This is a genomic window from Azotobacter bryophylli, from assembly GCF_042643485.1.
Taxonomy (GTDB): Bacteria; Pseudomonadota; Gammaproteobacteria; order Pseudomonadales; family Pseudomonadaceae; genus Azotobacter; species Azotobacter bryophylli.
The window spans coordinates 51,817-78,697 of the sequence record NZ_JBHRSJ010000005.1; the positions used below are offsets into that span (position 1 = coordinate 51,817).

Consider the following 26,881-nt stretch of genomic DNA (forward strand, 5'->3'; position numbering starts at 1 on the left):
ATGAGCGAAAACCAGACGTACGACTCGTCCAGCATCAAAGTCCTCAAAGGGTTGGATGCCGTACGCAAGCGCCCCGGTATGTATATCGGTGACACCGACGATGGCACCGGTCTGCACCACATGGTGTTCGAGGTGGTCGACAACTCCATTGACGAGGCCTTGGCAGGCCATTGCACGGATATCAGCATTACCATTCACACCGACGAGTCCATCACGGTGCGCGACAATGGTCGTGGCATTCCGGTGGATCTCCACAAGGAAGAAGGTGTTTCAGCCGCCGAAGTCATCATGACCGTGCTGCATGCCGGCGGCAAATTCGACGATAACAGCTACAAGGTCTCTGGCGGTCTGCATGGAGTGGGCGTGTCCGTGGTCAACGCGCTGTCCGAGGAGCTGATCCTGACCATCCGTCGTGAGGGAAAGGTCTGGGAGCAGACCTACGTTCATGGCGTTCCTCAGGCTCCGCTCGCCGCCGTGGGCGACACTGAGGGCACCGGCACGCAAATCCATTTCAAGCCATCGGCCGAGACCTTCCAGAACATCCACTTCAGCTGGGACATCCTGGCCAAGCGCCTGCGCGAGCTGTCTTTCCTCAACTCCGGCGTCGGCATCGTTCTCAAAGACGAACGCAGCGGCAAGGAGGAGTTGTTCAAGTACGAGGGCGGACTCAGGGCCTTCGTCGACTACCTGAACACCAACAAGAACGCGGTCAGCCAAGTGTTCCATTTCAACATGCAGCGCGAGGAAGATGGCGTCGGCGTGGAGGTGGCGCTGCAGTGGAACGACGGTTTCAACGAGAACATCCTGTGTTTCACCAACAACATTCCCCAGCGTGACGGCGGCACCCATCTAGCCGGCTTCCGCTCGGCCCTGACCCGTAACCTGAATGCCTATATCGAGCAGGAAGGCCTGGCCAAGAAACACAAGGTGGCCACCACCGGCGACGATGCCCGCGAAGGTCTGACCGCGATTATCTCAGTCAAGGTACCGGATCCGAAGTTCAGCTCGCAAACCAAGGACAAGCTGGTCTCCAGCGAAGTGAAGACCGCGGTCGAGCAGGAAATGGGCAAGTACTTCGGCGACTTCCTGCTGGAGAACCCCAACGAGGCCAAGGCTGTGGTCGGCAAGATGATCGATGCCGCGCGTGCCCGCGAGGCCGCCCGGAAGGCCCGAGAGATGACCCGTCGCAAGGGGGCGCTGGATATCGCCGGTCTGCCCGGCAAGCTGGCCGATTGTCAGGAGAAAGATCCCGCCCTCTCCGAACTCTATATCGTGGAGGGTGACTCCGCTGGCGGATCGGCCAAACAGGGGCGCAACCGTCGGACCCAGGCGATCCTGCCGCTCAAGGGCAAGATTCTCAACGTCGAGAAGGCACGCTTCGACAAGATGCTCTCCTCCGCCGAAGTCGGCACCCTGATCACCGCGCTGGGTTGTGGGATCGGGCGCGAGGAATACAACATCGAAAAGCTGCGTTACCACAACATCATCATCATGACCGATGCAGACGTCGATGGTTCGCATATCCGCACCCTGCTGCTGACCTTCTTCTTCCGCCAAATGCCCGAGCTGATCGAGCGCGGTTACATCTACATCGCCCAGCCGCCGCTGTACAAGGTCAAGAAGGGCAAGCAGGAGCAGTACATCAAGGACGACGAGGCCATGGAGGAATACATGACCCAGTCGGCCCTCGAAGAGGCCAGCCTGCACGTCAACGAGAGTGCCCCCGGTTTGTCCGGTGCCGCACTGGAGAAGCTGGTCAACGATTACCGCATGGTGATGAAGACCCTAGCTCGTCTGTCGCGGCTTTATCCACAGGAACTCACCGAGCACTTCGTCTATCTGCCGCGGGTCGGCATTGAGCAGCTGGCCGACCAGGCTGCGATGCAGGCCTGGCTGGATCGGCTACAGACACGCCTGAAGACGGCCGAGAAGTCCGGTCTGACCTACAAGGCCAACCTGCGCGAGGATCGCGAGCGCAGACTCTGGCTGCCGGAGGTGGAGATGGTCGCCCACGGCCTGTCCAGCTACGTCACCTTCAACCGCGACTTCTTTGCTAGCAACGACTATCGGACGGTCACGGCACTCGGCGAGCAGCTGAACAACCTGCTGGAGGAAGGTGCCTATGTGCAGCGCGGTGAGCGCAAGAAGCCGGTGGGAAGCTTCAAGGAAGCCCTCGCCTGGCTCATGGCGGAAAGTACCAAGCGTCACAGCATCCAGCGCTACAAGGGGCTCGGCGAAATGAACCCCGAACAGCTGTGGGAAACCACCATGGACCCCAGTGTGCGCCGCATGCTCAAGGTGACTATCGAGGACGCCATCGCTGCCGATCAGATTTTCAACACCCTGATGGGCGACGCGGTGGAACCGCGGCGCGATTTCATCGAGAGCAATGCTCTGGCAGTCTCGAATCTGGATGTTTGATTAATCTGCCCGATATTGGCAACCCCCGACAGACCTTCGGTTTGTCGGGGGTTTTGCTTTTGAGGGAGAGATATCCAAAGCCTGGTGTGTAGCTGTGGATAAGCGGGGCTCGATTTATCGCATCGACTTTATCGACAAGTAGCGATCTCGGTAGAAAGAGCGGAGCGGAATGGACTGCTGAGCTGCAATTTTCTTCATTGTGAAGACTCTAACCATTTCAGAGCTGGGTGATCATCGCGAAGGGGCGGATTAGCAGATCGCTGCAGCAGCTTCGATCGATCAACCGATTTATTGGCAAGAGCGGTATTGCCATCACGAGAAGGATCTCATGGACATCAACCGCGTAAGCGCAAGGAACGTGCATCAGGCTCACTACGAGCTGATTGTTATCGGCTCGGGTTTCGGCTCCACCTTCTTTCTTGATGAAGCCCTGAAACATATCACCGGGCGGGCCTTGGTTATCGAGTGGGGCGACTATCAGCCCTGGGCTTGGCAAGTCGAGGCGCAATCCAATTCTCCGATTGCGCCCGAATCCACTTACAAGAACTCGGGAAACAAGCCATGGAATACCACCATCGCGCTGGGTGGTGGTACGAACTGCTGGTATGCCCAGACGCCGCGCTTGCATCCGAACGATTTTAAAACCCGGGCTCTCTATGGAGTCGGGCACGATTGGCCGCTGGGCTATGACGACCTCGAGCCGTATTACTGCAGGGCGGAGCAGATCATGTCCATTTCGGGCGATCCCGACATAGGCAAGGTATTGCCACGCAGTCAGCCCTACCCTCAGCCGCCCCACAAGGGGACCTCGGTTGATGCACTGATGAAGGCTGCCATGCCTGATCATCACTTCATTTGCCCAACTGCCCGGCCGAGGATGGCGACTGCCAATCGCAGCGCCTGCTGCGCCAATGCAAGGTGCAGTCAGTGTCCCGTCAATGCCAAATTCACGGCCGAGAACGGGTTCCCTTCGCTGTTCAGCCATCCCAAGGTCGACGTCTGCCTGAAAAGCGAAGTCAGAACGCTGGAGTATTCAGGCAACCAGATCTCGGGGGCGACCATTGCCTCCGAGGGCGGCGAGTATAAAGTTTTCGGCGATGTGTTCGTGCTGGGGGCCAATGCCATCCAAAGTCCGGCGATCCTGCTCCGATCCGACATAGACTACGGGCAAACCGGCAGAGGCTTGCACGAGCAGGTGGGCGCCAACGTCGAAGTGTTCCTCGAGGGGCTGAAGAGCCTCGATGGCAGCACGATCACCACGGGTTACAACTACTATTTCGCCGATGGCGATTTCCGCCGGAATCGCGCTTCTTGTCTGGTTTCCTTCGAGAATCGCTGGTGGCCTTTCGGACTGCGCAAAGAGCGGGGGCGATGGGATGAGATGCTGTCGTTATCCGTCGTCGTCGAGGATCTGCCGAATCCCGACAACCGTGTGACCATCGATCCCCAGAGCGGTCAGGCCGTCGTCGATTACCGCGGCGAATCCAGTTATGCCAAGGCCGGCATCGAGCATGTCTTCGACAATCTGGATAAATTGCTGGCGCCTCTACCCGTGGAGTCCATCAACAGCCGGATTTGGCGTCCGACCGAATCCCATGTTCAAGGCACCCTCAGGATGGGCATCAAGGACGATGGATCGGTCATCGATCAAAACATGCTGCACCATAGGATGCGCAACCTGGTCGTGGTCGGAACTTCCAGCTTTCCCAGTTGCTCGCCTGCCGCCCCGAGTCTGACCGCTGCAGCTCTGTCCATTCGTGCTGCCGAACTTCTCTACAGCTGAGGACATAACCATGAATCGTCGCAAATTCCTGGGTTATTCCGCGGCCACCTTCGGCCTGGCGGCATTGGGGGCCTCGGCCTTTCTGCATGAGGACAGTGATTCTTTCATTCCACGACTGCTGCACGAACTCATCGGTGACTTCGCCATGACACCGCAACAAGAGGAGCAGTTCGTGAAGTCCTTTGCTGAAAGCTTCGGCACGAAGAAGCTGGCAGCCATGATCGCCTTGTACCGAGTCGATGAAAGTACCGGGCTGGGCACGGAGTTCACTCGTGGGCGGATAGACCGATTCGAGCGTGCCTTGGTGACCGAGTTTCTGACGAGCACCGATTATCTGCGTAAGCAGCAGGAAAAGAATCCGGACGTCCTGTACGTCGGGCATAAGCTGTGCAGCAATCCGTTCGCGCAGTTCTCCGGTTTGCCGGCTTAAACCCGCTTCAAGTGTGCACTCTTTACGGGGATTCAACCGGTAGTGTCTCCTTGGAAAACGACAACCCCGGATAGCCGGGGTTGTCGCTCTGAGCCGATGCCATTCGGCAAGTCCCTCAGAACGGTTTGATCGCTACCTTGAGCACGCCGTCACGCTGGTTGGCGAACAGGTCGTAGGCGGCTTCGATGTCGTCCAGCTTGTACTGGTGAGTAACCAACGGAGTCAGGTCGATACGGCCGGAAGCCACCACGTTGAGCAGACGGCGCATGCGTTCCTTGCCGCCCGGACAGAGCGAGGTGACGATCTTGTTTTCGCCCAGGCCGGCATGGAACGCCCCCAAGGGAATCTTCAGATCGGTGGAGTAAACCCCGAGGCTGGACAGGGTGCCTCCCGGCTTTAGAACGCGCAGGGCGCTTTCGAAGGTGGATTGCAAGCCAAGCGCCTCGATCGCCCCGTCCACTCCCCGGCCGCCGGTCAGCTTGAGGATCTCGTCGACCACATCCACCTCGCGGAAGTTGAGGGTCACATCGGCGCCCAGCTGGCGGGCGACCCTCAGGCGCTCGTTGTTGCCGTCGATGGCGATGATGGTGCTGGCCCCGCGCAACTTGGCCCCGGCAGTGGCGCACAAGCCGATCGGGCCTTGGGCGAAGATTGCGACGATATCGCCGATCTTGATGTTGGCGGCCTCGGCGCCAGCGAAGCCGGTGGACATGATATCCGGGCACATCAGCACCTGTTCGTCGGTCAGCCCGTCGGGAACCGGCGCCAAGTTAGCCTGGGCATCGGGGACCAGGACGTATTCGGCCTGGGTGCCGTCGATGGTATTGCCGAAGCGCCAGCCGCCCATGGGTTTGTAACCGTGGCAGGAACAGCCCCCGTCCTGGGAGGGGAAGCCGTCCTGGCTGGCGTAGGAGGTGAAGCTCGGACAGATAGCGCCGGCGATCACCCGTTGACCCTCCCGGTAGCCCTGGACGTTGCTGCCCAGCTTCTCGATGATGCCCACGGGCTCGTGGCCGATGGTCAGGCCCTGCTCGACCGGGTATTCGCCCTTGAGGATGTGCACATCAGTGCCGCAGATCGTGGTGGTCGTGATGCGCACCAGCGCATCGTTCGGACCGACCGGGGGGATCGGCTTCTCCCTCAGCTCGATACGACCCGGGGCCAGGAACACGGCGGCTTTCATCATTGTCATCGAAACGCTCCTTTAGCAGTGGACCTGTGAGGCTGGGTGGTCCGGCTCCCTCAGATTAGCCGATGGGCTCCGACATCCCTTGATAGGTGTCAATCGGGCAGTCTGAGTTCCTTTCCTTACGGTTTATGCGTCATCGGCCGGCCCAAGGCATCCCGAGCCCTACGGTATTCCGTCCCGTAAACCGAAAAAATCTCGGAAACCACCTGATCCGGCATTGCGTTCCGGCTCAGGGTCCTTTGCAGATGGCCGCAGCTTTCGGCGAAGCGAAACGATTCTTTGAGTAGCCGGGCGTTGAGTTGGAAATCACCGATCCGGCTCTCCCTGGCGAATATTGCTTGCAGCGTCGCCTTGACCAGTGCCGCAATGGCATCCGCTGTCGGTCGTGCCTGGCCCCGTCGCCAGTGCTCCAGCAGGCGTCGTTTGCAGTCGGGCGATTGCCCCTCTCCGATATCTTTCTCCCAGAGTGCGGCAAGGTGTTGATCGGGATTTCCGCTGGAAGGACAACCGCTGATCAGAGCGAGATGGTCGAGGTATTCCTCTAGCGGAGCTCTCCAGCGGCCGCTCGCCGGGTCGAGCGCCGGCAGGAAGTTCTCTAGCAGTACCACGTCCTCCAGGCCGGTCTGGCTGAGTGTGTCCCAATGCTCAAGGCTGAGGTCGACCACCCTCCAGGCGGCCAGGCGGATCAGCACCACATGGGCATCGGCAATGCGCGATTGCAGTACGAGCGGGTGTTCCAGCAACATCCGCTCCGGCCACTCCTGCTCAAGCAGCCGCTCTAGGCGCACGCGAGCCGATGGGCAGCTCAGCTCTTGCGACAGAGCGCTTTGAATGAAGCAGCGGAATTTCTCCACCGTTCCGGAAACCGTCGGCAGAATCCGGCAGGCCAGTTCCCGATCCTCTTCCAGTCGGTCCTGCCAGAACTGCTTGGCTGCCGGATGCTTGAAACTGGCACTCAGCAATCCGCCCCATTCGGCATGGAGGGGACGATGGAAATTCATTCCGGACCTGGCGACCGCAGAACGGATATTGGTATTGAGCAATTCCGACAGGTGGGCCAGCGGCGGGAACAACAGAGTCCCTTCCTCGGCGGGAGCCTGCCAATTCTCGGCCTGTACGGCCTCTTCCCTGGTCATGCGCGGCGCATTCCTTTTCCGGCCTCCAGAGGCCAATAAGGGGGGGATGAAATATGAGCGAATGGATCCATGGAGTTTCCGGAACGTTCTAGTAGGGCCGTCCAGAGCGTCCTCCGGTGAAGACGATAGTAGCCCGTGAATAGTGTGATGGCGTCTGGTGAGAACATACCGTTTCGATGACGGATTTATCCATCATGCGCGATCGCGTTCCACGTGGAACCAGACACACGTCAGAACCTCAGCCAACAAAAAAGCCGGTCGAGGCCGGCTTTCTTGTTGGAGATGATCGATCAGGTCAGGAGACCTTGGCTTCGGCATCGATGACCGCGTTTTCGCCGTCGAGCACGCCCAGCTCCCGCTGGGTCTTTTCGATCCAGGCGAAGGCACGCTCGTTGAGTTCGGCAATGGCACGCGGGCCGGAACCTTCGGCATACAGCAGGGGACCGAAGACGACCTGGACTGTGCCCGGATGCTTGTTCCAGCCATCCTTTGGCCAATACACCCCGGCATCGAGCGCTACCGGCAACACCGGCAGGTTGGCGTTCACTGCCAGAGATGCTCCGCCCCGGGAGAACTTGCCGATCTTTCCGACCGGCACGCGAGTGCCTTCCGGGAAGATCAGGACCCAGTTGCCTTGCATCAGCCGCTCATGCCCCTGGGTAGCCAGTTGCTTGAGTGCGGCCTTGGGGTTGCTGCGGTCGATGGCGATCGGCTTGACCTTGGCAATCGCCCAGCCGAAGAACGGCATGCGCAATATTTCGCGCTTGAGCACATGGCTCAGCGGTGCGAAGTAGCCGGTGAGAAAGAAGGTTTCCCAGGTGCTCTGGTGCTTGGCCAGGATCACGCAAGGCGTCTTCGGAATGTTCTCCAGGCCCCGGAGCCTGTAGTCGATTCCAAGAATCCACTTGGCCATCCAGACGGAACAACGGCACCAGCTCTGCGCCACCAGGCGGTAACGGGCCCGGTATCCCAGGAAGGGAGCGAACAGGAGGCTGGCCAGGCACCAGGAGACGGTGGTCAATGCCAGCAGGACATAGTAGAGCAGGATACGAAAGTACTTCATGACACTCATCGATCGGTCTTGAGGAGGTGGTCGGCGACTGCCGCCAGGTCGTCGAAGACCTGGGTTCCGGGCGGCAGGCTATTCATCAGGGTGCGCAGCCCCTTGCCGGTTTTCACCAGGTAGGGAGTGCCGCCCAGCACCAGACCGGCATGCAGATCCCGGTGGCTGTCGCCCACCACCGGTACCCCGTGCAGATCCTCTAGGCCGAAATGTTCGGCGATGGTGCGGAACATGCCGGGCGCCGGCTTGCGGCAGTCGCAGCCATCGTCCGGACCGTGCGGGCAATGCACGATCAGGTCGATGCGGCCGCCCTGCTCCATCACCAGCCGCTGCATTTTCAGATGCATGTCGGCCAGCGTGTTCAGGTCGAACAGGCCGCGGGCCAGACCGGACTGGTTGGTGGCGACCGCCACCGTCCAGCCGGCCTGGCTTAGGCGGGCGATCGCCTCGATGGAGCCGGGGATGGGAATCCACTCCTCCACCGATTTGACGAAGGCTTCGGAGTCCTGGTTGATGACTCCGTCGCGGTCGAGAACGATCAGCTTCATGGGCTCTTATCCCAGTAGGGAGATATCCGCCACTCCGAGGAACAACCCACGCAGTTGCGCCAGCATCGCGTAGCGATTGGCCCGCACGGTCGGGTCCTCGGCGTTGACCAGCACCGACTCGAAGTAGTGGTCCACCGGGGTGCGCAGGCTGGCCAGACGCTCCAGGGCCTCGCGGTAGCAGCGTGCGGCGGACAGCGGCTTGACCGCCTGCTGGGCCTGCTGCAGCGCCGAGTACAGGGAGAACTCGCTGGCGTTGTCGAAGTAGCGGGCTTCGACCGCGGACGGCAGCTTGCCCTCGTACTTGCCGAGCAGGTTGGACACGCGCTTGTTCACCGCGGCCAGGGCCTCGGCTTCCGGCAGCTTGCGGAAGGCCTGCACGGCCTGCACGCGCTGGTCGAAGTCGAGCGCCGAATGCGGACGCAGGGCGCGTACCGCCAGGTAGCTGGAGACGTCGACGCCCTCGTCCTCGTAACGTGCCCGCAGGCGGTCGAAGATGAACTCGGAGACCTGATCGGCCAGCCCCTTGCCCTTCACCTTGTCGCCGTACTGGGCGATGGCGAAGCGGATGGCCTCCTCCAGGTCCAGGTCCAGCTGCTTCTCGATGAGGATGCGCAGGATGCCCAGCGCCGCACGGCGCAGAGCGTACGGGTCCTTGCTGCCGGTCGGCAGCATGCCGATGCCGAAGATACCGACCAGGGTGTCGAGCTTGTCGGCGACCGCCACGGCGGCACCGGTCAGGGTGACCGGCAGTTCGGCACCGGCGCCGCGCGGCATGTACTGCTCGTTCAGGGCTTGGGCGACGTCCTCGGGCTCGCCATCATTGAGCGCGTAGTAGTAGCCGGCGATGCCCTGCAGTTCGGGGAACTCGCCGACCATCTCGGTGGCCAGATCGCTCTTCGACAGCAGGCCGGCGCGGGCGGCACGCTTGGAATCGCCGCCGACGCTCTCGGCGACGAAGGCGGCCAGCTTGGAAACCCGCTTGGCCTTGTCCAGCACGGTGCCGAGCTGGGCCTGGAACACCACGCTGGCCAGACGCTGGTTGAAGGACTCGAGCTTGTGCTTCTTGTCCTGCTTGAAGAAGAACTCGGCGTCGGTCAGGCGCGGGCGCACGACCTTCTCGTTGCCGGCGACGATCTGCGCCGGATCCTGGCTCTCGATGTTGGCCACGGTGATGAAGCGCGGCAGCAGCTTGCCGTTCTCGTCCAGCAGGCAGAAATACTTCTGGTTGTCCTGCATGGTGGAGATCAGCGCCTCCTGCGGCACGGCGAGGAAGCGTTCCTCGAAGGAGCAGACCAGCGGCACCGGCCATTCGACCAGGGCGGTCACCTCGTCTAGCAGATCATCCGGGACGATGGCGCTGCCCTTCTGCTCCGCGGCCAGTTGTGCGACACGCTTGGCGATCAGCGCACGACGCTCGGCGAAGTCGGCGACCACGTAAGCGCTGCGCAGGTCTTCCAGATAGGTGGTCGGCTTGCTGATGCGCACCGCGTCCGGATGATGGAAGCGGTGGCCGCGGGATTCGCGGCCGGCACGCTGGGCGAGGATCTCGCAGTCGACCACCTGGTCGCCGAACAGCATCACCAGCCACTGGCTCGGACGGACGAACTCCTCTTTGCGTGCGCCCCAGCGCATACGCTTCGGGATCGGCAGGGCGTTCAGCGAAGCGTTGACGATCTCCGGCAGCAGCGCAGCGGCCGGCTGGCCGGCGATGGTGCGGGAAAAGCGCAACTTGGGGCCGCTCTGGTCGATTTCGGCCAGTTCCACGCCGCACTTCTTGGCGAAGCCGAGGGCGGCCTGGGTTGGGTTGCCCTCGGCGTCGAAGGCGGCCGCGGCCGGCGGACCGTCCAGATTGATGGTGCGATCCGGCTGCTGGGTGGCCAGTTGCTCGACCAGCACCGCCAGACGGCGCGGCGCGGCATAGACATGGGCGACGCGATAGCCGAGGCCGGCATCGGCCAGGCCTTTCTCGATCCCGGCGAGGAAGGCCGTGGCGAGGTTCTTCAGGGCTTTCGGCGGCAGCTCTTCGCTGCCCAGTTCGACGAGAAAATCTTGTGCACTCATTCTGCAGCCTCCAGCTTGGCCAGTACTTCGTCACGCAATTCCGGGGAGGCCATGGGGAAGCCGAGTTTGGCGCGGGCCTGCAGGTAGCTCTGCGCGACGGCGCGGGCCAGGGTGCGCACGCGCAGGATGTAGCGCTGGCGTTCGGTCACCGAGATGGCGCGGCGGGCGTCGAGCAGGTTGAAGGTGTGCGAGGCCTTGAGGACCATTTCGTAGGTCGGCAACGGCAACTCCAGGGCGCTCAGGCGGTTGGCTTCCGACTCGTAGAAGTCGAACAGCTCGAACAGCTTCTCGACGTTGGCATGCTCGAAGTTGTAGGTGGACTGCTCCACCTCGTTCTGGTGGAACACGTCGCCGTAGGTGACCTTGCCGAACGGACCGTCGGTCCACACCAGGTCGTACACCGAGTCCACGCCCTGCAGGTACATGGCCAGACGTTCCAGACCGTAGGTGATCTCGCCGGTGACCGGGTAGCACTCGACTCCGCCGACCTGCTGGAAGTAGGTGAACTGGGTGACCTCCATGCCGTTCAGCCAGACCTCCCAGCCCAGGCCCCAGGCGCCGAGGGTCGGCGATTCCCAGTTGTCCTCGACGAAGCGTACGTCGTGGATGCGGGTATCGATGCCGATCCGCCGCAGGGACTCCAGGTAGAGCTCCTGGATGTTGTCCGGGTTCGGCTTGAGCACCACCTGGAACTGGTAGTAGTGCTGCAGGCGGTTGGGGTTCTCGCCGTAGCGGCCGTCGGCCGGGCGGCGCGAGGGCTGCACGTAGGCGGCGTTCCAGGTTTCCGGGCCGATGGCGCGGAGAAAGGTGGCGGTGTGGAAGGTGCCGGCACCCACTTCCATATCGTAGGGCTGCAGCACCACACAACCCTGCTCGGCCCAGTAGTTCTGCAGGGCGAGAATCAGGTCTTGGAAGGTGCGCACGGCAGGCGTAGTCTGGCTCACAAAATTCACCCTGTCCTGAGGCTGCGACGTAAAAGGCTGGGATTATACCCCGATTCGCTGTGGCCCCGAGAGAGATGCACAGCCCATATGCCACGCTGCTTCTGGTGCTCCGACGAGCCGCTGTACATGGCCTATCACGACGAGGAATGGGGCGTGCCCCTGCGCGATGGCAGAGCCCTGTTCGAGCTGTTGCTGCTGGAGGGGTTCCAGGCCGGATTGTCCTGGTTCACCGTGCTGAAGAAGCGCGAACGCTACCGCCAGGTGCTGTTCGGCTTCGACCCGCAGCGTCTGGCCGGTCTCGGCGACGCGGAGATCGACGCCCTGCTGCTGGACCCGGGCATCATCCGCAACCGGCGCAAGCTCGAGGCCGTCCGGCAGAACGCCCGGGCCTGGCTGGGGCTGGAGAATCCGGTCGAGTGGCTGTGGTCCTTCGTCGGCGGCGTGCCGCGGATCAATCGTTTCCAGGCCCGCGAGGACGTCCCGGCGACCAGTCCCGAAGCCGAGGACATGAGCCGGGCGCTGAAGAAGGCCGGCTTCGCCTTCGTCGGGCCGACCATCTGCTATGCCTTCATGCAGGCGGCCGGGATGGTCATGGACCACACCACCGATTGCGACCGCCATGCCCAGCTGGCCGGTGCCGCCCAGCCCAGTGGATAGACCCGCCGCCCTGCCGCTTTCCCCTCTGCCGCTGCAACTGTGGGCCCGATAAACACGCCCGCGCCGCCGGCTGCTCTACAATGGCTGACCTTCTTTCCTGGGGAGTTCCGCTTGTGGATAAGCTCAAGGGTGCCGTGGTCGTCGGCTTCCTGCGTCTTTTCGCCCGGCTGCCCTGGCCGGCGGTGCAGGGTTTTGGGAATGCCATCGGCTGGCTGCTGGCGCGCATCCCGAATCGCTCGGCGCAGGTGGTGCGGATCAACATCGAGAAGTGTTTTCCCGAACTCGATCCCGCCGCCCGCGACCGGCTGGTGCGGCAAAGCCTGAAGGACATCAGCAAGACCCTGACCGAAAGCGCCTGCGCCTGGATCTGGCCGGCACAGAAATCCCTCGCCCGGGTGCAGGAGGTCGAGGGACTGGAGGTGCTGGAGCGGGCGCTGGCCTCCGGCAAGGGCGTGGTCGGCATCACCAGCCACCTGGGCAACTGGGAAGTGCTCAACCATTTCTACTGCAGCCAGTGCAAGCCGATCATCTTCTACCGTCCGCCGAAGTTGAAGGCCGTGGACGAACTGCTGCAGAAGCAGCGGGTACAGCTGGGCAACCGCGTCGCACCCTCGACCCGCGAAGGCATCCTCAGCGTCATCAAGGAGGTACGCAAGGGCGGCGCGGTGGGCATCCCAGCCGATCCCGAGCCGAGCGAGGGCAGCGGCGTCTTCGTGCCCTTCCTCGGTACCCGGGCGCTGACCAGCAAGTTCGTGCCGGGCATGCTCGCCGGCGCCAAGGCGGTGGGGGTCTTCCTGCATGCGGTGCGCCTGCCGGACGGCTCCGGCTTCCGGGTGATCCTCGAGGCCGCTCCGCCGGAGATGTACAGCGAGGATACGGAAACCGCGGTGGCGGCGATGAGCGCGGTGATCGAGCGGTACGTGCGGGCCTATCCCAGCCAGTACATGTGGAGCATGAAACGCTTCAAGAAGCGCCCGCCGGGCGAGGAGAAGTGGTACTGAGCGGTCTTCAGGCCGGCGGCGCCTGCTTGTCCAGCTTCTTCAGGAATACCGCCATTTCCTTTTCCGCCTGCTTGTCGCCGTGCGTCTGCGCGGCGGCCAGTCCCTGTTGCCAGGCCCGCCGGGCCGCTTCGGGGTTTCGCTGGGCCAGATAGGCCTTGCCGAGCAGTTTCCAGGCCGCCGAGTAGCCGGGATCGAAGCCGACGCAGCGCTCGAGGTGCTCGACGGCGCGGGCCGCATCGCCGGCATCCAGATGGCCCTTGCCCAGGCCGAAGCGCAACAGCGCATTGTCGTTGCCCTTGGCCAGCAGCCTTTCCAGGGATTCGAGCATGGGCGTTTCCTCGTGGTCATGGCGGATACAGTCTAGTGCCCCGCTGCCGGACCGGTTTCTAGAAGAACGCCAGCCCTACCTGGAACAGGCGTTCCACGTCGCGGATGTAGCGCTTGTCCACCAGGAACAGGATCAGATGGTCGCCGGATTCGATGAGGATATCGTCGTGGGCGATGATCACCTGTTCGTCGCGGATCACCGCGCCGATGGTGGTACCCGTCGGCAGGGGGATCTCGCCGATCCGCCGACCGACCACCTTGCTCGACTTGGCATCGCCGTGGGCGATGGCCTCGATGGCTTCCGCCGCGCCGCGGCGCAGGGAGTGCACGCTGACGATGTCGCCGCGGCGCACGTGGGTCAGCAGGGTGCCGATGGTGGCCAGCTCCGGGCTGATGGCGATGTCGATCTCGCCGCCCTGCACCAGGTCGACGTAGGCCGGGTTGTTGATGATGGTCATCACCTTGCGCGCGCCGAGGCGTTTGGCCAGCAGCGAGGACATGATGTTGGCCTCGTCGTCGTTGGTCAGGGCGAGGAAGATGTCGGCCTCGTTGATGTTCTCCTCGACCAAGAGATCCTTGTCCGAGGCGCTGCCTTGCAGCACGATGGTGCTGTCCAGGGTGTCCGAGAGGTAGCGGCAGCGCGCCGGGTTGGCCTCGATGATTTTCACCTGATAGCGGCTTTCGATGGCCTCGGCCAGACGCTCGCCGATATGTCCGCCGCCAGCGATGACGATGCGCTTGTTGTCGTCATCGATGCGGCGCAGCTCGCTCATCACGGAGCGGATGTGGTTCTTCGCGGCGATGAAGAACACCTCGTCGTCGGCCTCGATCACAGTGTTGCCCTTGGGCAGGATGGCTCGGTTGCGGCGGAAGATCGCCGCGATCCGGGCGTCCACGTTGGGCATGTGCTCGCGGATCTGGCGCAGCTCCTGGCCGACCAGCGGGCCGCCGTAGTAGGCGCGCACGGCCACCAGCTGCGCCTTGCCTTCGGAGAAGTCGATCACCTGCAGCGCGCCGGGATATTCGATCAGGCGCTTGATGTAGTTGGTCACCACCTGTTCCGGGCTGATCAGCACGTCGACCGGGATCGCCTCGTTGGAGAACAGGCCATTGCGTAGCAGATAGGCCGATTCGCGCACCCGGGCGATCTTGGTCGGGGTGTGGAACAGGGTGTAGGCGACCTGACAGGCGACCATGTTGGTTTCATCGCTGTTGGTCACCGCCACCAGCATGTCGGCATCGTCCGCTCCGGCCTGGCGCAGTACGGTGGGGAAGGAGCCCTTGCCGGTGACGGTGCGGATGTCCAGGCGGTCACCCAGGTTGCGCAGGCGATCGCTGTCGGTGTCCACCACGGTGATGTCGTTGGCTTCACTGGCCAGATACTCGGCCAAGGTGCCGCCGACCTGGCCGGCGCCGAGAATGATGATCTTCATCGCGTCCCAATTCCTCAGCCGCGCGGGCTCGCGGCTATCTTGATCAGCTTGGCATAGTAGAAACCGTCGTGGCCGCCCGGTTGCGGCAGCAACTGGCGCCCGTGAGGCTGCGCCAGGCCCGGCTTGTCGCCGGCGAAGCTGGCGCCGATGTCCAGCTCGCGGGCTCCCGGCGTGCGGGCCAGGAAGGCGGCGATCACCTCGGTGTTTTCCGTCGGCAGGACCGAACAGGTGGCGTAGAGCAGGATGCCGCCGACTTCCAGGGTCGGCCACAGCGCGTCCAGCAGCTCGCCCTGCAGGCGCGCCAGAGCGGGGATGTCCTCGGCCTGGCGAGTCAGCTTGATGTCCGGATGGCGGCGGATCACCCCGGTGGCGGAACAGGGCGCGTCGAGCAGGATGCGCTGGAACGGCTGGCCGTCCCACCACTGGCCGGTCGCCCGGGCGTCGGCGGCGATCAGCCGGGCTTCCAGGCTCAGCCGTGCGAGATTCTCGCGCACCCGTCCCAGGCGCTTCTCCTCCAGGTCGATGGCGACCACCTCGGCCAGGCGATAACCGGTTTCCAGCAGGTGGCAGGTCTTGCCGCCGGGGGCGCAGCAGGCATCCAGCACGCGCTGGCCGGGCGCCAGTTCGATCAGGTCGGCGGCCAGCTGGGCGGCCTCATCCTGCACGCTGACCCGCCCTTCGGCGAAGCCGGGCAGGTTGCGCACGTCGCGCGGCTCGACGAGGTTGATGCCGTCGCGGCTGAAGCGGCAGGCCGTGGCGGCAATGCCGGCTTCTTCCAGTTCGTCCAGGTAGGCGTCGCGCGACGCCAGGCGGCGATTGATCCTCAGGGTCAGCGGCGGGTGTTCGTTGTTGGCTGCGCAGATGGCTTCCCAGTGCTCCGGCCAGTGCGCCTTGAGCGTCTGCTGCAGCCAGCGCGGGTGGGCGGTGCGGGCCGCTGGGTCGCGCTCCAGCGCAGCGAGCAGCTCCGCGCCCTCGCGCTGAGCGCGGCGCAGCACGGCGTTCAGCAGGCCCTTGGCCCAGCTCTTCTTCAGGCTGTCGGCGCAGCCGACGGTTTCGCCGATCGCTGCATGGGCCGGGATGCGCGTATGGAACAGTTGATACAGACCGACCAGCAGCAGGGCTTCCACGTCACGGTCGGCGGCCTTGAATGGCTTCTGCAGGAGTTTTTCGGCGAGCAGCGCCAGGCGCGGCTGCCAGCGGGCGGTGCCGAAGGCCAGCTCCTGGACCAGGGCGCGATCGCGCGGATCGACCTTCTCCTGCTGGGCCGGCAGGCTGCCGCTCAACGAGGCCTTGCCGGCGAGTACCGCCGCCAGGGCGCGCGCGGAGGCCAGCCGTGGATTCAGGCTCATGCTCGCCTCCTCCTAGAGCAGGATCTGGCCGACGGCGAACTGCTCACGGCGGCTGTTGTAGAGATCGCCGAAGGCCAGCGGCTTGCCGCCCGGCAACTGCAGACGGGTGAGCAGCAGGGCGCCGCTGCCGCAGGCGACGGTCAGCCCCTCGCGGCTGGCGGCGAGGATGGTGCCGGGCGCGCCGCTGCCCTGCCCCGGCACGGCGGCCAGCACCTTCAGCGATTCGCCGTTCAGGCTGCCGTGGCAGATCGGCCAGGGATTGAAGGCGCGAATCTTCCGCTCCAGCTCCTGCGCCGGCCGGCTCCAGTCGAGGCGCGCCTCGTCCTTGTTCAACTTGTGGGCGTAGGTGGCCAGGGCGTCGTCCTGTTTTTCGCCCGGAAGATTGCCGACGGCCAGGGCATCGACTGCCTCCACCACGGCCTGGGCGCCGAGCCCGGCGAGGCGGTCGTGCAGGCTGCCGCCGGTGTCTTCGGAGCCGATCGGCGTGGTGACCTTGAGCAGCATCGGTCCGGTGTCCAGACCGGCCTCCATCCGCATCACCGTGACCCCGGATTCGGCGTCGCCGGCCTCGATGGCACGTTGGATCGGCGCCGCGCCGCGCCAGCGCGGCAGCAGCGAGGCGTGGCTGTTGATGCAGCCCAGGCGCGGCGTATCCAGCACCGCCTGCGGCAGGATCAGGCCGTAGGCGACCACCACCATCAGGTCGGGCTCGAGCGCCGCCAGTTCGGCCTGGGCGGCGGGATCGCGCAGCGTCAGGGGCTGGTGGACGGGGATGTCGTGCTGCAGGGCCAGCTGCTTCACCGGGCTGGGGGTCAGCTTCTGCCCGCGGCCAGCCGGCCGGTCCGGCTGGGTGTAGACGGCGATCACCCGATGGCGGCCGGTCAGCAGCGCCTTGAGGTGTTCGGCGGCGAAATCCGGGGTGCCGGCAAAGACGATGCGCAAAGGCTGGGTCATGATTTCTTGCTCAAGAAAAAGGCTTGCCGGGGCAAGCCTTTGCAGGGATGGGGTCAAGCCTGCAGACGATGCTGCTTCTCCAGCTTCTTGCGGATGCGGTCGCGTTTAAGCGTAGACAGGTAGTCCACGAACAGCTTGCCGTTGAGGTGATCGCACTCGTGCTGGATGCATACCGCGAGCAGCCCCTCGGCGATCAGCTCGAACGGCTGGCCGTCGCGGTCCTGGGCCTTGATCCGGACCTTCTGCGGTCGGTCGACGTTCTCGTAGAAGCCGGGTACCGACAGGCAGCCTTCCTGGTAAGGCTCCAGCTCCTCGGTGAGCGACTCGAACTCGGGGTTGACGAAGACCAGCGGCTCGTTCTTTTCCTCGGACAGGTCCATCACCACCACGCGTTTGTGCACGTTGACCTGGGTCGCCGCCAGACCGATGCCGGGCGCGGCGTACATGGTCTCGAACATGTCGTCGATCAGCCGACGGATCTCGTCATCCACCGTCTCGACCGGCTTGGCCAGGGTTCGCAGGCGCGGATCGGGGAATTCGAGGATGTTCAGTTTGGCCATATGCGTTTGTGATGCACTTGTGGAATTGGGAAAAACGGCGCTGCTAAGATGCCGAGCAGCATTGAAAAAACGACTTAACGTCGCGATTCGCAAGGAAATCCGCGGCGTCGGGGCGTTCCACGTGAAGGCACATGATAAAGGGATTCACCGCATGAGGAAATCACTACTCGCCCTGCTGCTGGCTGCCGCTTGCGGCCTGGCTCAGGCCGACGTGCAGCTCCGGGATGGCCATCCGCAGCGCTATACGGTCGTCCAGGGCGATACTTTGTGGGACATCTCCGGCAAGTTCCTTCGCGAGCCCTGGCAGTGGCCGCAGATCTGGCATGCGAACCCGCAGATCGAGAATCCCGACCTGATCTATCCGGGCGACTCCCTGACCCTGGTCTACGTCGACGGCAAGCCGCGTCTGCAGCTGGAGCGCGGTGCCAGCCGCGGCACCATCCGGCTGTCGCCCAAGGTGCGCAGCACGCCGATGGCCGAGGCCATCCCGACCATCCCGCTGGGTGCGGTCAACAGTTTCCTGCTGAGCAACCGGATCGTCGACAAGCCGGAAGACTTCCAGAAGGCGCCCTACATCGTCGCCGGCAATGCCGAGCGGGTGGTGAGCGGCGCCGGCGATCGGGTCTATGCGCGCGGCAATTTCGCCGCCGGCGAGACGGTGTACGGCATCTTCCGCCAAGGCAAGATCTACTCTGATCCGAAGACCCAGGAGCTCCTCGGCATCAATGCCGACGACATCGGCAGCGGTGAGGTCGTCGCCGAGGAAGGCGACATCTCCACCCTGCTGCTCAGTCGCTCCACCCAGGAGGTGCGTCTCGGCGATCGCCTGTTCCCCACCGAGGAACGGAAGATCAACTCCACCTTCATGCCCAGCGAGCCTACCGAAAAGATCGACGGCCTGATCATCGACGTGCCGCGCGGGGTGACGCAGATCGGCCAGTTCGACGTGGTGACCCTGAACAAGGGCCGGCGCGACGGTCTGGCCGAGGGCAGCGTGCTGGCGGTGTACAAGACCGGCGAAACCGTGCGCGACCGCGTCACCGGCGAGTCGGTGAAGATCCCCGACGAGCGCGCAGGTCTGCTGATGGTGTTCCGTACCTATGAAAAGCTCAGCTATGGCCTGGTCCTCAACGCTTCGCGCCAGCTGGCGGTGATGGACAAGGTGCGCAATCCCTAGGGAGCGTCCGCTCCCTCCCCTTTTTCCCTCCGTTTTCCCGATCAAGGACGATCGACATGCCCACCCGTTCTCCTGCCGAACTCGAAGCCCGTCTGCGCCTGCATTGTCTGCCGGAACTCGGGCCGCGGCGCTATCAGCGTCTGCTGGAGGCCTTCGCCAGCGCTTCGGCGGCGCTCAGCGCACCGGCCAGCGCCTGGCGGGCGCTGGGACTGCCGGCCGCTTGTGCCGAGGCGCGGCGCAGCCTGGAGGTACGCGAGCGGGCCGCCGCCGCGCTCGCCTGGCTGGAGCAACCGGGCCAGCATCTGCTGTGCCGGGACGAGCCGGACTATCCCGCCTTGCTCGCCGAGCTGGTCGACGCCCCGCCGCTGCTGTTCGTCGCCGGCGACCCCGACCTGTTGGAGCGGCCGCAGCTGGCCATGGTCGGCAGCCGGAAGGCGTCGAAGCCCGGCCTGGACACCGCCCGCTCCTTCGCCCGTCATCTGGCCGGCGGCGGCTTCGTCATCACCAGCGGACTGGCCCTGGGCGTCGACGGCGCCGCCCACCAGGGCGCTCTGGAAGCCGGCGGCCAGACCGTGGCGGTCCTGGGCACCGGCCTGCGGCATCTGTACCCGGCGCGGCACGAACCGCTGGCCAGGGACATCGTCGCCCGGGGCGGCGCGCTGGTTTCCGAACTGCCGCTGGACTGTCCTCCCCAGGCGAGCAACTTCCCCCGGCGCAACCGCATCATCAGCGGGCTGTCCCTCGGCGTGCTGGTGGTGGAGGCCAGTCCCTCCAGCGGCTCGCTGATCACCGCCCGTCTGGCAGCCGAACAGGGCCGCGAGGTCTACGCGATTCCGGGGTCGATCCACCATCCCGGTGCCCGCGGCTGCCATCAGCTGATCCGCGAGGGCGCCACCCTGGTGGAAAACGTCGAGCACATCCTCGAGGCGCTGCGCGGCTGGCAGACTCCCGTGCCGGCCCCGCGCAGCGCCGCTGTGGATAACCCGGAGGCCGCGGCAGCGCATCCCCTGCTCGCCCTGCTGCATGCCGCCCCGCAGAGCAGCGAAACCCTGGCGGTGGCCAGTGGCTGGCCGCTGGCCCGGGTGCTGGCGGCGCTGACCGAACTGGAGCTGGAAGGCGCCGTGGTCCGCGAGGGTGGGCTCTGGCTGGGCTGCGGCGGCCAGTGAGGCGGGTGCCGAGCAGGGGCTTTTTCCACCGGCGGCAGTCTTGGGTACACTGCGCACGGTTTTTCCGGGAGACAAGAGATGGTCAGTCATTGGCGTGTGCAACGGGTGGCGCGGGTGGTGCGTTCCGGTGGGGTGATCGCCTACCCGACCGAGGCCGTCTGGGGACTGGGCTGCGACCCGTGGAACGAGGATGCCGTCTATCGCCTGCTGGCGCTCAAGGAACGGCCGATGGACAAGGGCCTGATCCTGATCGCCGACAACATCCGCCAGTTCGACTTTCTCCTCGCCGATCTGCCGCAGGCCTGGCAGGACCGACTGGGCGGCACCTGGCCGGGGCCGAACACCTGGCTGGTGCCGCACCAGGAACGCTTGCCGGAGTGGATCACCGGCAGGCACCGCAGCGTCGCCCTGCGCGTCAGCGATCACCCGCTGGTGCGCGAGCTCTGCGCCCTGACCGGGCCGCTGGTGTCCACTTCTGCCAATGTGGCCGGGCGTCCCGCCGCACGCTCGCGGCTGCGGGTCGAGCAGTACTTCCCCCGCCAGCTGGATGCCGTGCTGAACGGCCCGCTGGGTGGGCGGCGCAATCCGAGCATCATTCGCGACCTGATCACCGGCCGGGTGATCCGCCCGGACTAGATTGCCAGGCCGGGTCGGAGCGCTCCGCCCCGGCGCCGGGATTCACGGCAGCAGGATGGTCGAGCCGGTGGTCTTGCGTCCGGTCAGGGCTTCCTGGGCCTTGGCCGCCTCGGCGAGCGGGAATTTCTGATCGATCTCGACCTTGACCTTGCCGCTTTCCAGCATGCCGAACAGTTCGTCCGCCATCGCCTGCAGCCGTTCCGGCGCATCGGCGTAGCCGGCCAGTACCGGGCGGGTGACGAACAGCGACCCCTTCTGCGCCAGCACGGCGAGGTTGACCCCGGTGACCGGGCCCGAGGCGTTGCCGAAGCTGACCAGCAGGCCGCGCGGGGCGACGCAGTCCAGCGAGATGTCCCAGGTGTCCTTGCCCACCGAGTCGTAGACCACCGGGCATTTCTTCCCGTCGGTCAGCTCCAGCACCCGCTGCACCACGTTCTCGCGGCTGTAGTCGATGGTTTCCCAGGCGCCCAGGGCCTTGGCGCGCTCGGCCTTGGCCGGCGAGCCGACCGTGCCGATCAGCCTGACGCCGATCGCCTTGGCCCACTGGCAGGCGATGCTGCCGACGCCGCCGGCGGCGGCATGGAAGAGGATGGTCTCGCCACCCCCGAACCGGCCGATCTGGCTCAGCAGGTACTGCACGGTCAGGCCCTTGAGCATCACCGCGGCGGCTTCTTCGAAACCGATGGATTCCGGCAGCTTGACCAGGTGGTCGGCGGGCAGCACGTGCAGTTCGCCGTAGGCGCCCAGCGGGCCGGTGGCATAGGCGACGCGGTCGCCGACCCGGAAGCGGCTGACCTCGCTACCCACCGCCTCGACCACGCCGGCACCCTCGCAGCCGAGGCCGGAAGGCATCTGTGCCGGCGCATACAGCCCGCTGCGAAAGTAGGTGTCGATGAAGTTGAGGCCGATCGCCCGGTTGCGCACCCGCACCTCCCGCGGGCCGGGCTCGCTCGGCCTGTAGTCGACCCATTCGAGGACTTCGGGACCGCCGTGTCGGCTGATCTGGATGCGCTTGGCCATGCTTCGTTCTCCTTCTCTGGTTGACCGGAGCCTCGCGGGCACCGATGCGAAAGCGCCTATCCAAGCGCCGCGTCGGCATCCCGTCAACTGCGGCGTCAGGATGCGCAATGCTATGCTAGCGCCGCCTGCCGTTTTTCAACCTGGGAGATGCCGTGAACGATCGTACCGCTGCCGTGAAAGCCTATCTGCTCGACCTGCAAGACCGCATCTGCGCCGCCCTGGAGGCGGAGGATGGCCAAGCGCGATTCCGCGAGGACGCCTGGACCCGCGAGGGCGGCGGTGGTGGGCGGACCCGGGTGCTGGAGGAAGGCGGGCTGATCGAAAAGGGCGGCGTGAATTTCTCCCACGTGTTCGGCGCCGGTCTGCCGCCTTCGGCCAGCGCCCACCGGCCGGAACTGGCCGGGCGCGGTTTCCAGGCCCTCGGCGTGTCCCTGGTGATCCACCCGCGCAATCCCTACGTGCCTACCTCCCATGCCAACGTGCGCTTCTTCAGCGCCGAGAAGGCCGGCGAGGAGCCGGTCTGGTGGTTCGGCGGCGGCTTCGACCTGACTCCCTACTACGCCAACGAAGAGGACTGCATCCACTGGCACGAGGCCGCCCGCGCCGCCTGCGCCCCGTTCGGCGCCGATGTCTACCCGCGCTTCAAGGAATGGTGCGACCGCTATTTCCATCTCAAGCATCGCCACGAACCCCGCGGCATCGGCGGCCTGTTCTTCGACGACCTGAACGAGTGGGATTTCGACACCAGCTTCGCCTTCCTGCGCGCCGTGGGCGATGCCTATCTGAAGGCCTACCTGCCGATCGTGCAGAAGCGCAAGAACACCCCCTACGGCGAGCGGGAGCGGGAATTCCAGGCCTTCCGCCGCGGTCGCTACGTGGAGTTCAACCTGGTCTACGACCGCGGCACCCTGTTCGGCCTGCAGTCCGGCGGGCGCACCGAGTCGATCCTCATGTCGCTGCCGCCGCTGGTGCGCTGGGGCTACGACTGGAAGCCGGAGCCGGGCAGCGAGGAGGCGCGCCTGACCGAATACTTCCTGACCGACCGCGACTGGCTCGCGAATCGCTGATCGCCGGCGAACCCATCCGCCCGATCCATCTGGCGCCGTGCGGCGACTGGCTTCGCCGCCGCGGCACGGCGCATCCCTGCATCGTTCGAGGTTATCCATGGACCGCTACGCCGTCTTCGGCAACCCCATCGGCCATAGCAAGTCACCCCAGATCCACCGCCTGTTCGCCGAACAGACCGGCGAGCAGCTCGGCTACGAGCCCCTGCTCGCGCCGCTGGACGATTTCGCCGGTTTCGCCCGTGCCTTCTTCGCCAGCGGCAAGGGCGCCAACGTCACCGTGCCCTTCAAGGAAGAGGCTTTCCGCCTGGCCGACCAGCTCACCCCGCGGGCCCGCCGCGCCGGCGCGGTGAACACCCTGATGAAGCGCGAGGACGGCTCGCTGCTCGGCGACAACACCGACGGCGCCGGCCTGGTCAGCGACCTGAAACACGCCGGCCTCGCCCTGGACGGCGCGCGCATCCTGCTGCTGGGAGCCGGCGGCGCGGTACGCGGCGTGCTCGAGCCGCTGCTGGCGGAGCGCCCGGCCGCGCTGGTGATCGCCAACCGCACTGAGGACAAGGCTGAGGCACTGGCCCGCGAATTTGACGATCTGGGGCCGGTGTCGGCCTGTCGCTTCGCTGAACTGCAAGGGCCGTTCGACCTGATCGTCAACGGCACCTCGGCGAGCCTGGCTGGCGAACTGCCGCCCCTGCCGGAGGGCGTGATCCGGCCCGGCCGGACCTTCTGCTACGACATGATGTACGCGGCGGATGCCACTCCCTTCTGCCGCTGGGCTCAGCAACTGGGTGCGGCGCAGGCGCGGGACGGCCTGGGCATGCTGGTCGAGCAGGCGGCCGAGGCGTTCCGCCTCTGGCGCGGCGTCAGCCCGGATACCGCCCCGGTACTGGCCCGGCTGCGCAGCCAGGTCTGACCGCCCGGCCCTTCGCTGTCGCTCAGTGCCGGTGGCGGGAGGTGCACATCAGACCGATCAGCGCTGCGGCCGCGACGCCCAGGGTGAGCGCCGTCCATGGATGGGCACGCGCGCAGTCGCTGGCGCACTTGCTGGCCTGACAGGCCTTGTGCGACAGGCTGGAATAGGTGTCGTTCCACTGGCTGCGCGAGCGTTGCAGGATGTCCGCCGCACGCTCCTTGAGCTGTTCGTAATTCCGATGGCTGTCGTGCGAGGCACCGGCCTTGAGATCGTCCAGCGCCTGCATGAGATCGTGGATCTCCCGTTCGAGCTTCATCTCGGCCAGGGAGGTATGGCGGGCTTTGAAGGGCATGGTCTTACTCCGTTTGCGGAACAACCAGCGATGGCAGAGCGCGCTCAGAGGCAGCGCCCACGGGTATTGGAAAGCTTAGACCAGGCTCGGCACTTTATTCGGATTCGGGGCAAAGAGCGTATTCGTGTAGATCGCTCCTGAATTAACTGAACTTGATTCCGTTATTGCCAATGTATTGGACGAGCAACTTCCAGTTGCCGGCAATCGTTAATTGTCCCGTGCTGTGGCCCCATTGATTCAATGCTTGGCTCTAGTCGGGAAGATTACAGATCCTTGATAGTCAAACTATCTCTGTATTTATCGGATGATTAGACGGTCGGTCTTTGATGGAAAAGCGAGTTGGCGCCAAAGATTAATAATTCGCATTTTTCACTTGCTTGAAGATGAATTCTGGAATTTCCCATAAGTTCTAATGGTTCACACTTTATAAAGAACATAGGGGATAGGATGCGCGCCCTGTAAGAGTTTTTGATTCCGTGCGAGAACTTTTAGAAGTGCGCAAAAAGTTGCGCAATTGATGGGGAAGTTCTTCTTTTGATTATTCGCCAAGTTCGAATGATCGCGCATGACAATTAGGATTCAGGGATTGAAACACTCGACCGAACTGGCCGTTCGCTATTTAAGGTTGGCCAGTTCCCCCATTAGCGAGGGCAACTTCGCCGGCGCGGATGTCCGTTATACGGATCAATACGAGCTGCTGGAAAAGGAACTGGGCAAGGCTTCCGCGCTGCACGGGGGCGGTAGCGTGGACTGGCAGAAAGTTCGCGAGCATAGCGAAGTACTGCTCGCCGAACAGTCCAAGGATCTGCGGATTGCCGCCTGGTTGATCTGGGGGCTCTACCAGTGCGATTCCTTCGCCGGCCTGGAAGCCGGGCTGGGCCTGCTGCGCCACCTTTGTCTCGAGCACTGGAGCGAACTGCACCCGCGCAAGCCCCGAACCCGTGCCGCTGCTATCGGCTGGCTGCTGCCTCGTATGGAGCAGGCTCTGGGCGAACAGGTACCCCTGGGCGAGCAGTTGCCGTTGTTCCGCTCCCTGGCCGGTCATCTGCGGGCGCTGGAACAATGCCTGTCCGGTCATCTCGGCGAAGAGGCCCCCCTGCTGCTGCCGCTCTGCCGGCGACTGGACGAGATGATCGAGCGCACCAGTCGCGGACAACCCGAGCCTGGCCCGGTAGTAGCCGCCATCGCCCAGGTCAAGCAGGCCGCGACCCAGATTCTCTCTTCCGCTGCCGGCGTGGATAGCGAGAAGGAGGCTCACAAGAGTCTGCGTTTTCTGCAGGAGCAGGCGCGCCCGTTATGTGCCTGGTGGCTGAAGCAGAAAGCCTGCGACCTCAAGGCACTGCGTCTGGCTCGCACCTTACTCTGGCTGCCGATCGACAGCCTGCCGGAGCGCAGCGCCGAGCAGGTCACGGCCCTGCGTGGCCAGCCGGCTGACCGGCTGGCCAGCTACCGTGAGCGCTTCGCCCAGGGGCTTTATGCCGACCTGCTGGTGGATCTGGAAGCCAGCCTCGCCCGCTCGCCCTTCTGGCTTGATGGCCAGCGTCTGGTGTGGTCGTGCCTGCAGGCCCTCCGGGAAGAGACGGCCATGCGCGAAGTGGAGATCCAGCTGGCGCTGTTCCTCCAGCGCCTGCCGGGGCTCGAGGCGCTGCGCTTTCACGACGGCACGCCCTTCGCCGATGCCGAGACCCGCGCCTGGCTGGCGTCCCGGGTCATGCCGCATCTGCACAGGCCGGAAAGTCGCCGCGAGCCCGAACAACCGGTCGCTGCCGGGGCCATGCCGGCCTGGGGCCAGGCGCTGCGGGACGTGCAGGCGGTGCTGCGCGATGACGGCCTGAAGGCTGCCGTGCAGCAGCTCAAGCGGGGCCTCGCCCGGGCTCGTGGCGGTCGCGAACGCTTCTACTGGCAGCTGGCCCTGGCCCGTTTGTGTTACCAGGCGAAGAAGTACGAACTGGCCAAGACCCAGCTCGAATCCCTCGATCAGCAGCTGACGGCCTCCGGCCTCGGCGACTGGGAGCCCGATCTTGCCCTGGAAGTGCTGCACCTGCTGCACAGCTGCTGCGAGCTGCTGCCGCAGAACCATGCGGTGCGCGAACGCAAGGACGAGATCTACCGCAGGTTGTGCCACCTCGATCTCGAGGTGGCGCTGGACCCGGCCTTCGGGCCATCACCGTAACGGAGAACACCATGGCCAAAGAAGGCTCGGTAGCCCCCAAGGAACGCATCAACGTCACCTTCAAGCCCGCCACCGGCGGCGTCCAGGAAGAGATCGAACTGCCCCTCAAACTGATGGTGCTCGGCGATTTCACCCAGCGCCCCGACGCCCGCAAGATCGAGGATCGCAAGCCGATCGCCATCGACAAGCACAGCTTCGACGAGGTGCTGGCCAAGCAGGAACTGAACCTGACCTTCGGCGTGCCCAACCGCCTGCAGGACGAGCCCTGCGACGAGGAGCTGCTGGTGCAGCTGCGCATCCAGTCGATGAAGGACTTCAACCCGGCCAGCCTGGTCGAGCAGGTGCCGGAGCTGAAGAAGCTGATGGAATTGCGCGACGCCCTGGTCGCCCTCAAGGGCCCGCTGGGCAACGCCCCGGCCTTCCGCAAGGCGATCGAGAGCGTGCTCGCCGACGACGCCTCCCGCGAGCGGGTGCTCGCCGAGCTGGGCCTCGCTGCCCAGGACAAGCCGAATTCCTGATACCGA

The 26,881-nt window shown here is 64.6% G+C and carries 25 protein-coding genes; 12 read left to right on the top strand and 13 right to left on the bottom strand.

Annotation, left to right across the window (positions count from 1 at the left end):
- From gyrB to ACFOJE_RS03400, 3 genes are all read left to right on the top strand, one after another.
- The gene (gene gyrB / locus ACFOJE_RS03390; RefSeq protein ID WP_377812853.1) at window positions 1–2,421 is read left to right on the top strand and encodes a DNA topoisomerase (ATP-hydrolyzing) subunit B; all 2,421 of its coding nucleotides are present in this window, start codon (window positions 1–3) and stop codon (window positions 2,419–2,421) included.
- Window positions 2,422–2,749: 328 nt separating this feature from the next.
- Window positions 2,750–4,204: a GMC oxidoreductase gene (locus tag ACFOJE_RS03395; RefSeq protein ID WP_377812854.1), complete on the top strand. Its 1,455-nt coding sequence runs from the start codon at window positions 2,750–2,752 to the stop codon at window positions 4,202–4,204.
- Between the two features lie 10 nt (window positions 4,205–4,214).
- Complete coding sequence (locus ACFOJE_RS03400) at window positions 4,215–4,634, top strand: twin-arginine translocation signal domain-containing protein (protein ID WP_377812855.1); 420 nt, start codon at window positions 4,215–4,217, stop codon at window positions 4,632–4,634.
- Window positions 4,635–4,749: 115 nt separating this feature from the next.
- Here the strand turns inward: ACFOJE_RS03400 and ACFOJE_RS03405 are convergent, their stop codons facing one another.
- From ACFOJE_RS03405 to glyQ, 6 genes are all read right to left on the bottom strand, one after another.
- Entirely contained in the window at window positions 4,750–5,826 is a 1,077-nt protein-coding gene (locus tag ACFOJE_RS03405; RefSeq protein WP_377812856.1) for an NAD(P)-dependent alcohol dehydrogenase, read from the bottom strand.
- A 116-nt stretch (window positions 5,827–5,942) separates the two neighbouring features.
- Complete coding sequence (locus ACFOJE_RS03410; RefSeq protein ID WP_377812857.1) at window positions 5,943–6,959, bottom strand: hypothetical protein; 1,017 nt, start codon at window positions 6,957–6,959, stop codon at window positions 5,943–5,945.
- A 295-nt stretch (window positions 6,960–7,254) separates the two neighbouring features.
- On the bottom strand, window positions 7,255–8,031 hold the full coding sequence (locus ACFOJE_RS03415) for a lysophospholipid acyltransferase family protein (RefSeq protein ID WP_377812858.1): 777 nt from the start codon (window positions 8,029–8,031) through the stop codon (window positions 7,255–7,257).
- Window positions 8,028–8,570 carry a D-glycero-beta-D-manno-heptose 1,7-bisphosphate 7-phosphatase gene (gene gmhB, locus ACFOJE_RS03420; RefSeq protein ID WP_377812859.1) on the bottom strand — a complete coding sequence of 181 codons (543 nt, stop codon included), beginning with the start codon at window positions 8,568–8,570 and terminating at the stop codon, window positions 8,028–8,030. Before gmhB ends, ACFOJE_RS03415 begins: the two co-directional genes overlap by 4 nt.
- Window positions 8,571–8,576: 6 nt before the next feature.
- A complete protein-coding gene (gene glyS, locus ACFOJE_RS03425; RefSeq protein ID WP_377812860.1) occupies window positions 8,577–10,631 on the bottom strand; it encodes a glycine--tRNA ligase subunit beta in 2,055 nt (684 codons plus the stop codon).
- Window positions 10,628–11,575, bottom strand: a complete 948-nt coding sequence (glyQ, locus tag ACFOJE_RS03430; RefSeq protein WP_377812861.1) for a glycine--tRNA ligase subunit alpha — start codon at window positions 11,573–11,575, stop codon at window positions 10,628–10,630. Before glyQ ends, glyS begins: the two co-directional genes overlap by 4 nt.
- Window positions 11,576–11,662: 87 nt before the next feature.
- Here glyQ and ACFOJE_RS03435 point away from each other — a divergent pair, with 87 nt between their 5' ends.
- Both ACFOJE_RS03435 and ACFOJE_RS03440 read left to right on the top strand, forming a co-directional pair.
- Entirely contained in the window at window positions 11,663–12,232 is a 570-nt protein-coding gene (locus tag ACFOJE_RS03435) for a DNA-3-methyladenine glycosylase I (protein WP_377812863.1), read from the top strand.
- Window positions 12,233–12,345: 113 nt separating this feature from the next.
- Window positions 12,346–13,233 (top strand): lysophospholipid acyltransferase, encoded by an 888-nt coding sequence (locus tag ACFOJE_RS03440; protein WP_377812864.1) that lies wholly within the window; start codon window positions 12,346–12,348, stop codon window positions 13,231–13,233.
- A 7-nt stretch (window positions 13,234–13,240) separates the two neighbouring features.
- Here the strand turns inward: ACFOJE_RS03440 and ACFOJE_RS03445 are convergent, their stop codons facing one another.
- From ACFOJE_RS03445 to def, 5 genes are read right to left on the bottom strand one after another with little or no spacing between them, the layout of a single operon-like run.
- A complete protein-coding gene (locus ACFOJE_RS03445; RefSeq protein ID WP_377812865.1) occupies window positions 13,241–13,561 on the bottom strand; it encodes a tetratricopeptide repeat protein in 321 nt (106 codons plus the stop codon).
- Between the two features lie 58 nt (window positions 13,562–13,619).
- Window positions 13,620–14,993 carry a Trk system potassium transporter TrkA gene (trkA, locus tag ACFOJE_RS03450; protein ID WP_377812866.1) on the bottom strand — a complete coding sequence of 458 codons (1,374 nt, stop codon included), beginning with the start codon at window positions 14,991–14,993 and terminating at the stop codon, window positions 13,620–13,622.
- A 14-nt stretch (window positions 14,994–15,007) separates the two neighbouring features.
- Window positions 15,008–16,336 (bottom strand): 16S rRNA (cytosine(967)-C(5))-methyltransferase RsmB, encoded by a 1,329-nt coding sequence (gene rsmB / locus ACFOJE_RS03455; protein ID WP_377812895.1) that lies wholly within the window; start codon window positions 16,334–16,336, stop codon window positions 15,008–15,010.
- An 18-nt stretch (window positions 16,337–16,354) separates the two neighbouring features.
- The gene (fmt, locus tag ACFOJE_RS03460; RefSeq protein WP_377812867.1) at window positions 16,355–17,296 is read right to left on the bottom strand and encodes a methionyl-tRNA formyltransferase; all 942 of its coding nucleotides are present in this window, start codon (window positions 17,294–17,296) and stop codon (window positions 16,355–16,357) included.
- A 53-nt stretch (window positions 17,297–17,349) separates the two neighbouring features.
- A complete protein-coding gene (def, locus tag ACFOJE_RS03465) occupies window positions 17,350–17,856 on the bottom strand; it encodes a peptide deformylase (protein WP_377812868.1) in 507 nt (168 codons plus the stop codon).
- 151 nt (window positions 17,857–18,007) lie between these two features.
- Here def and ACFOJE_RS03470 point away from each other — a divergent pair, with 151 nt between their 5' ends.
- From ACFOJE_RS03470 to ACFOJE_RS03480, 3 genes are all read left to right on the top strand, one after another.
- Window positions 18,008–19,033 (top strand): LysM peptidoglycan-binding domain-containing protein, encoded by a 1,026-nt coding sequence (locus ACFOJE_RS03470; protein WP_377812870.1) that lies wholly within the window; start codon window positions 18,008–18,010, stop codon window positions 19,031–19,033.
- A 56-nt stretch (window positions 19,034–19,089) separates the two neighbouring features.
- Window positions 19,090–20,199: a DNA-processing protein DprA gene (gene dprA / locus ACFOJE_RS03475; RefSeq protein ID WP_377812872.1), complete on the top strand. Its 1,110-nt coding sequence runs from the start codon at window positions 19,090–19,092 to the stop codon at window positions 20,197–20,199.
- Between the two features lie 78 nt (window positions 20,200–20,277).
- Complete coding sequence (locus tag ACFOJE_RS03480; RefSeq protein ID WP_377812873.1) at window positions 20,278–20,835, top strand: L-threonylcarbamoyladenylate synthase; 558 nt, start codon at window positions 20,278–20,280, stop codon at window positions 20,833–20,835.
- A gap of 42 nt (window positions 20,836–20,877) precedes the next feature.
- On the opposite strand, the gene ACFOJE_RS03485 is transcribed toward ACFOJE_RS03480, so the two are convergent.
- Window positions 20,878–21,855, bottom strand: coding sequence for an NADPH:quinone reductase (locus tag ACFOJE_RS03485; protein ID WP_377812874.1), 978 nt, complete (start codon window positions 21,853–21,855; stop codon window positions 20,878–20,880).
- 152 nt (window positions 21,856–22,007) lie between these two features.
- Here ACFOJE_RS03485 and hemF point away from each other — a divergent pair, with 152 nt between their 5' ends.
- Both hemF and aroE read left to right on the top strand, forming a co-directional pair.
- Entirely contained in the window at window positions 22,008–22,922 is a 915-nt protein-coding gene (hemF, locus tag ACFOJE_RS03490; protein ID WP_377812875.1) for an oxygen-dependent coproporphyrinogen oxidase, read from the top strand.
- Window positions 22,923–23,019: 97 nt separating this feature from the next.
- A complete protein-coding gene (gene aroE, locus ACFOJE_RS03495) occupies window positions 23,020–23,832 on the top strand; it encodes a shikimate dehydrogenase (RefSeq protein ID WP_377812876.1) in 813 nt (270 codons plus the stop codon).
- 22 nt (window positions 23,833–23,854) lie between these two features.
- On the opposite strand, the gene ACFOJE_RS03500 is transcribed toward aroE, so the two are convergent.
- Complete coding sequence (locus ACFOJE_RS03500) at window positions 23,855–24,184, bottom strand: DUF883 family protein (protein ID WP_377812878.1); 330 nt, start codon at window positions 24,182–24,184, stop codon at window positions 23,855–23,857.
- A 586-nt stretch (window positions 24,185–24,770) separates the two neighbouring features.
- On the opposite strand from ACFOJE_RS03500, the gene tssA reads away from it, so the two are divergent.
- A complete protein-coding gene (tssA, locus tag ACFOJE_RS03505) occupies window positions 24,771–26,357 on the top strand; it encodes a type VI secretion system protein TssA (protein ID WP_377812879.1) in 1,587 nt (528 codons plus the stop codon).
- A gap of 11 nt (window positions 26,358–26,368) precedes the next feature.
- Entirely contained in the window at window positions 26,369–26,875 is a 507-nt protein-coding gene (gene tssB / locus ACFOJE_RS03510) for a type VI secretion system contractile sheath small subunit (RefSeq protein WP_377812880.1), read from the top strand.
- The last annotated feature ends 6 nt before the right edge of the window (window positions 26,876–26,881 follow it).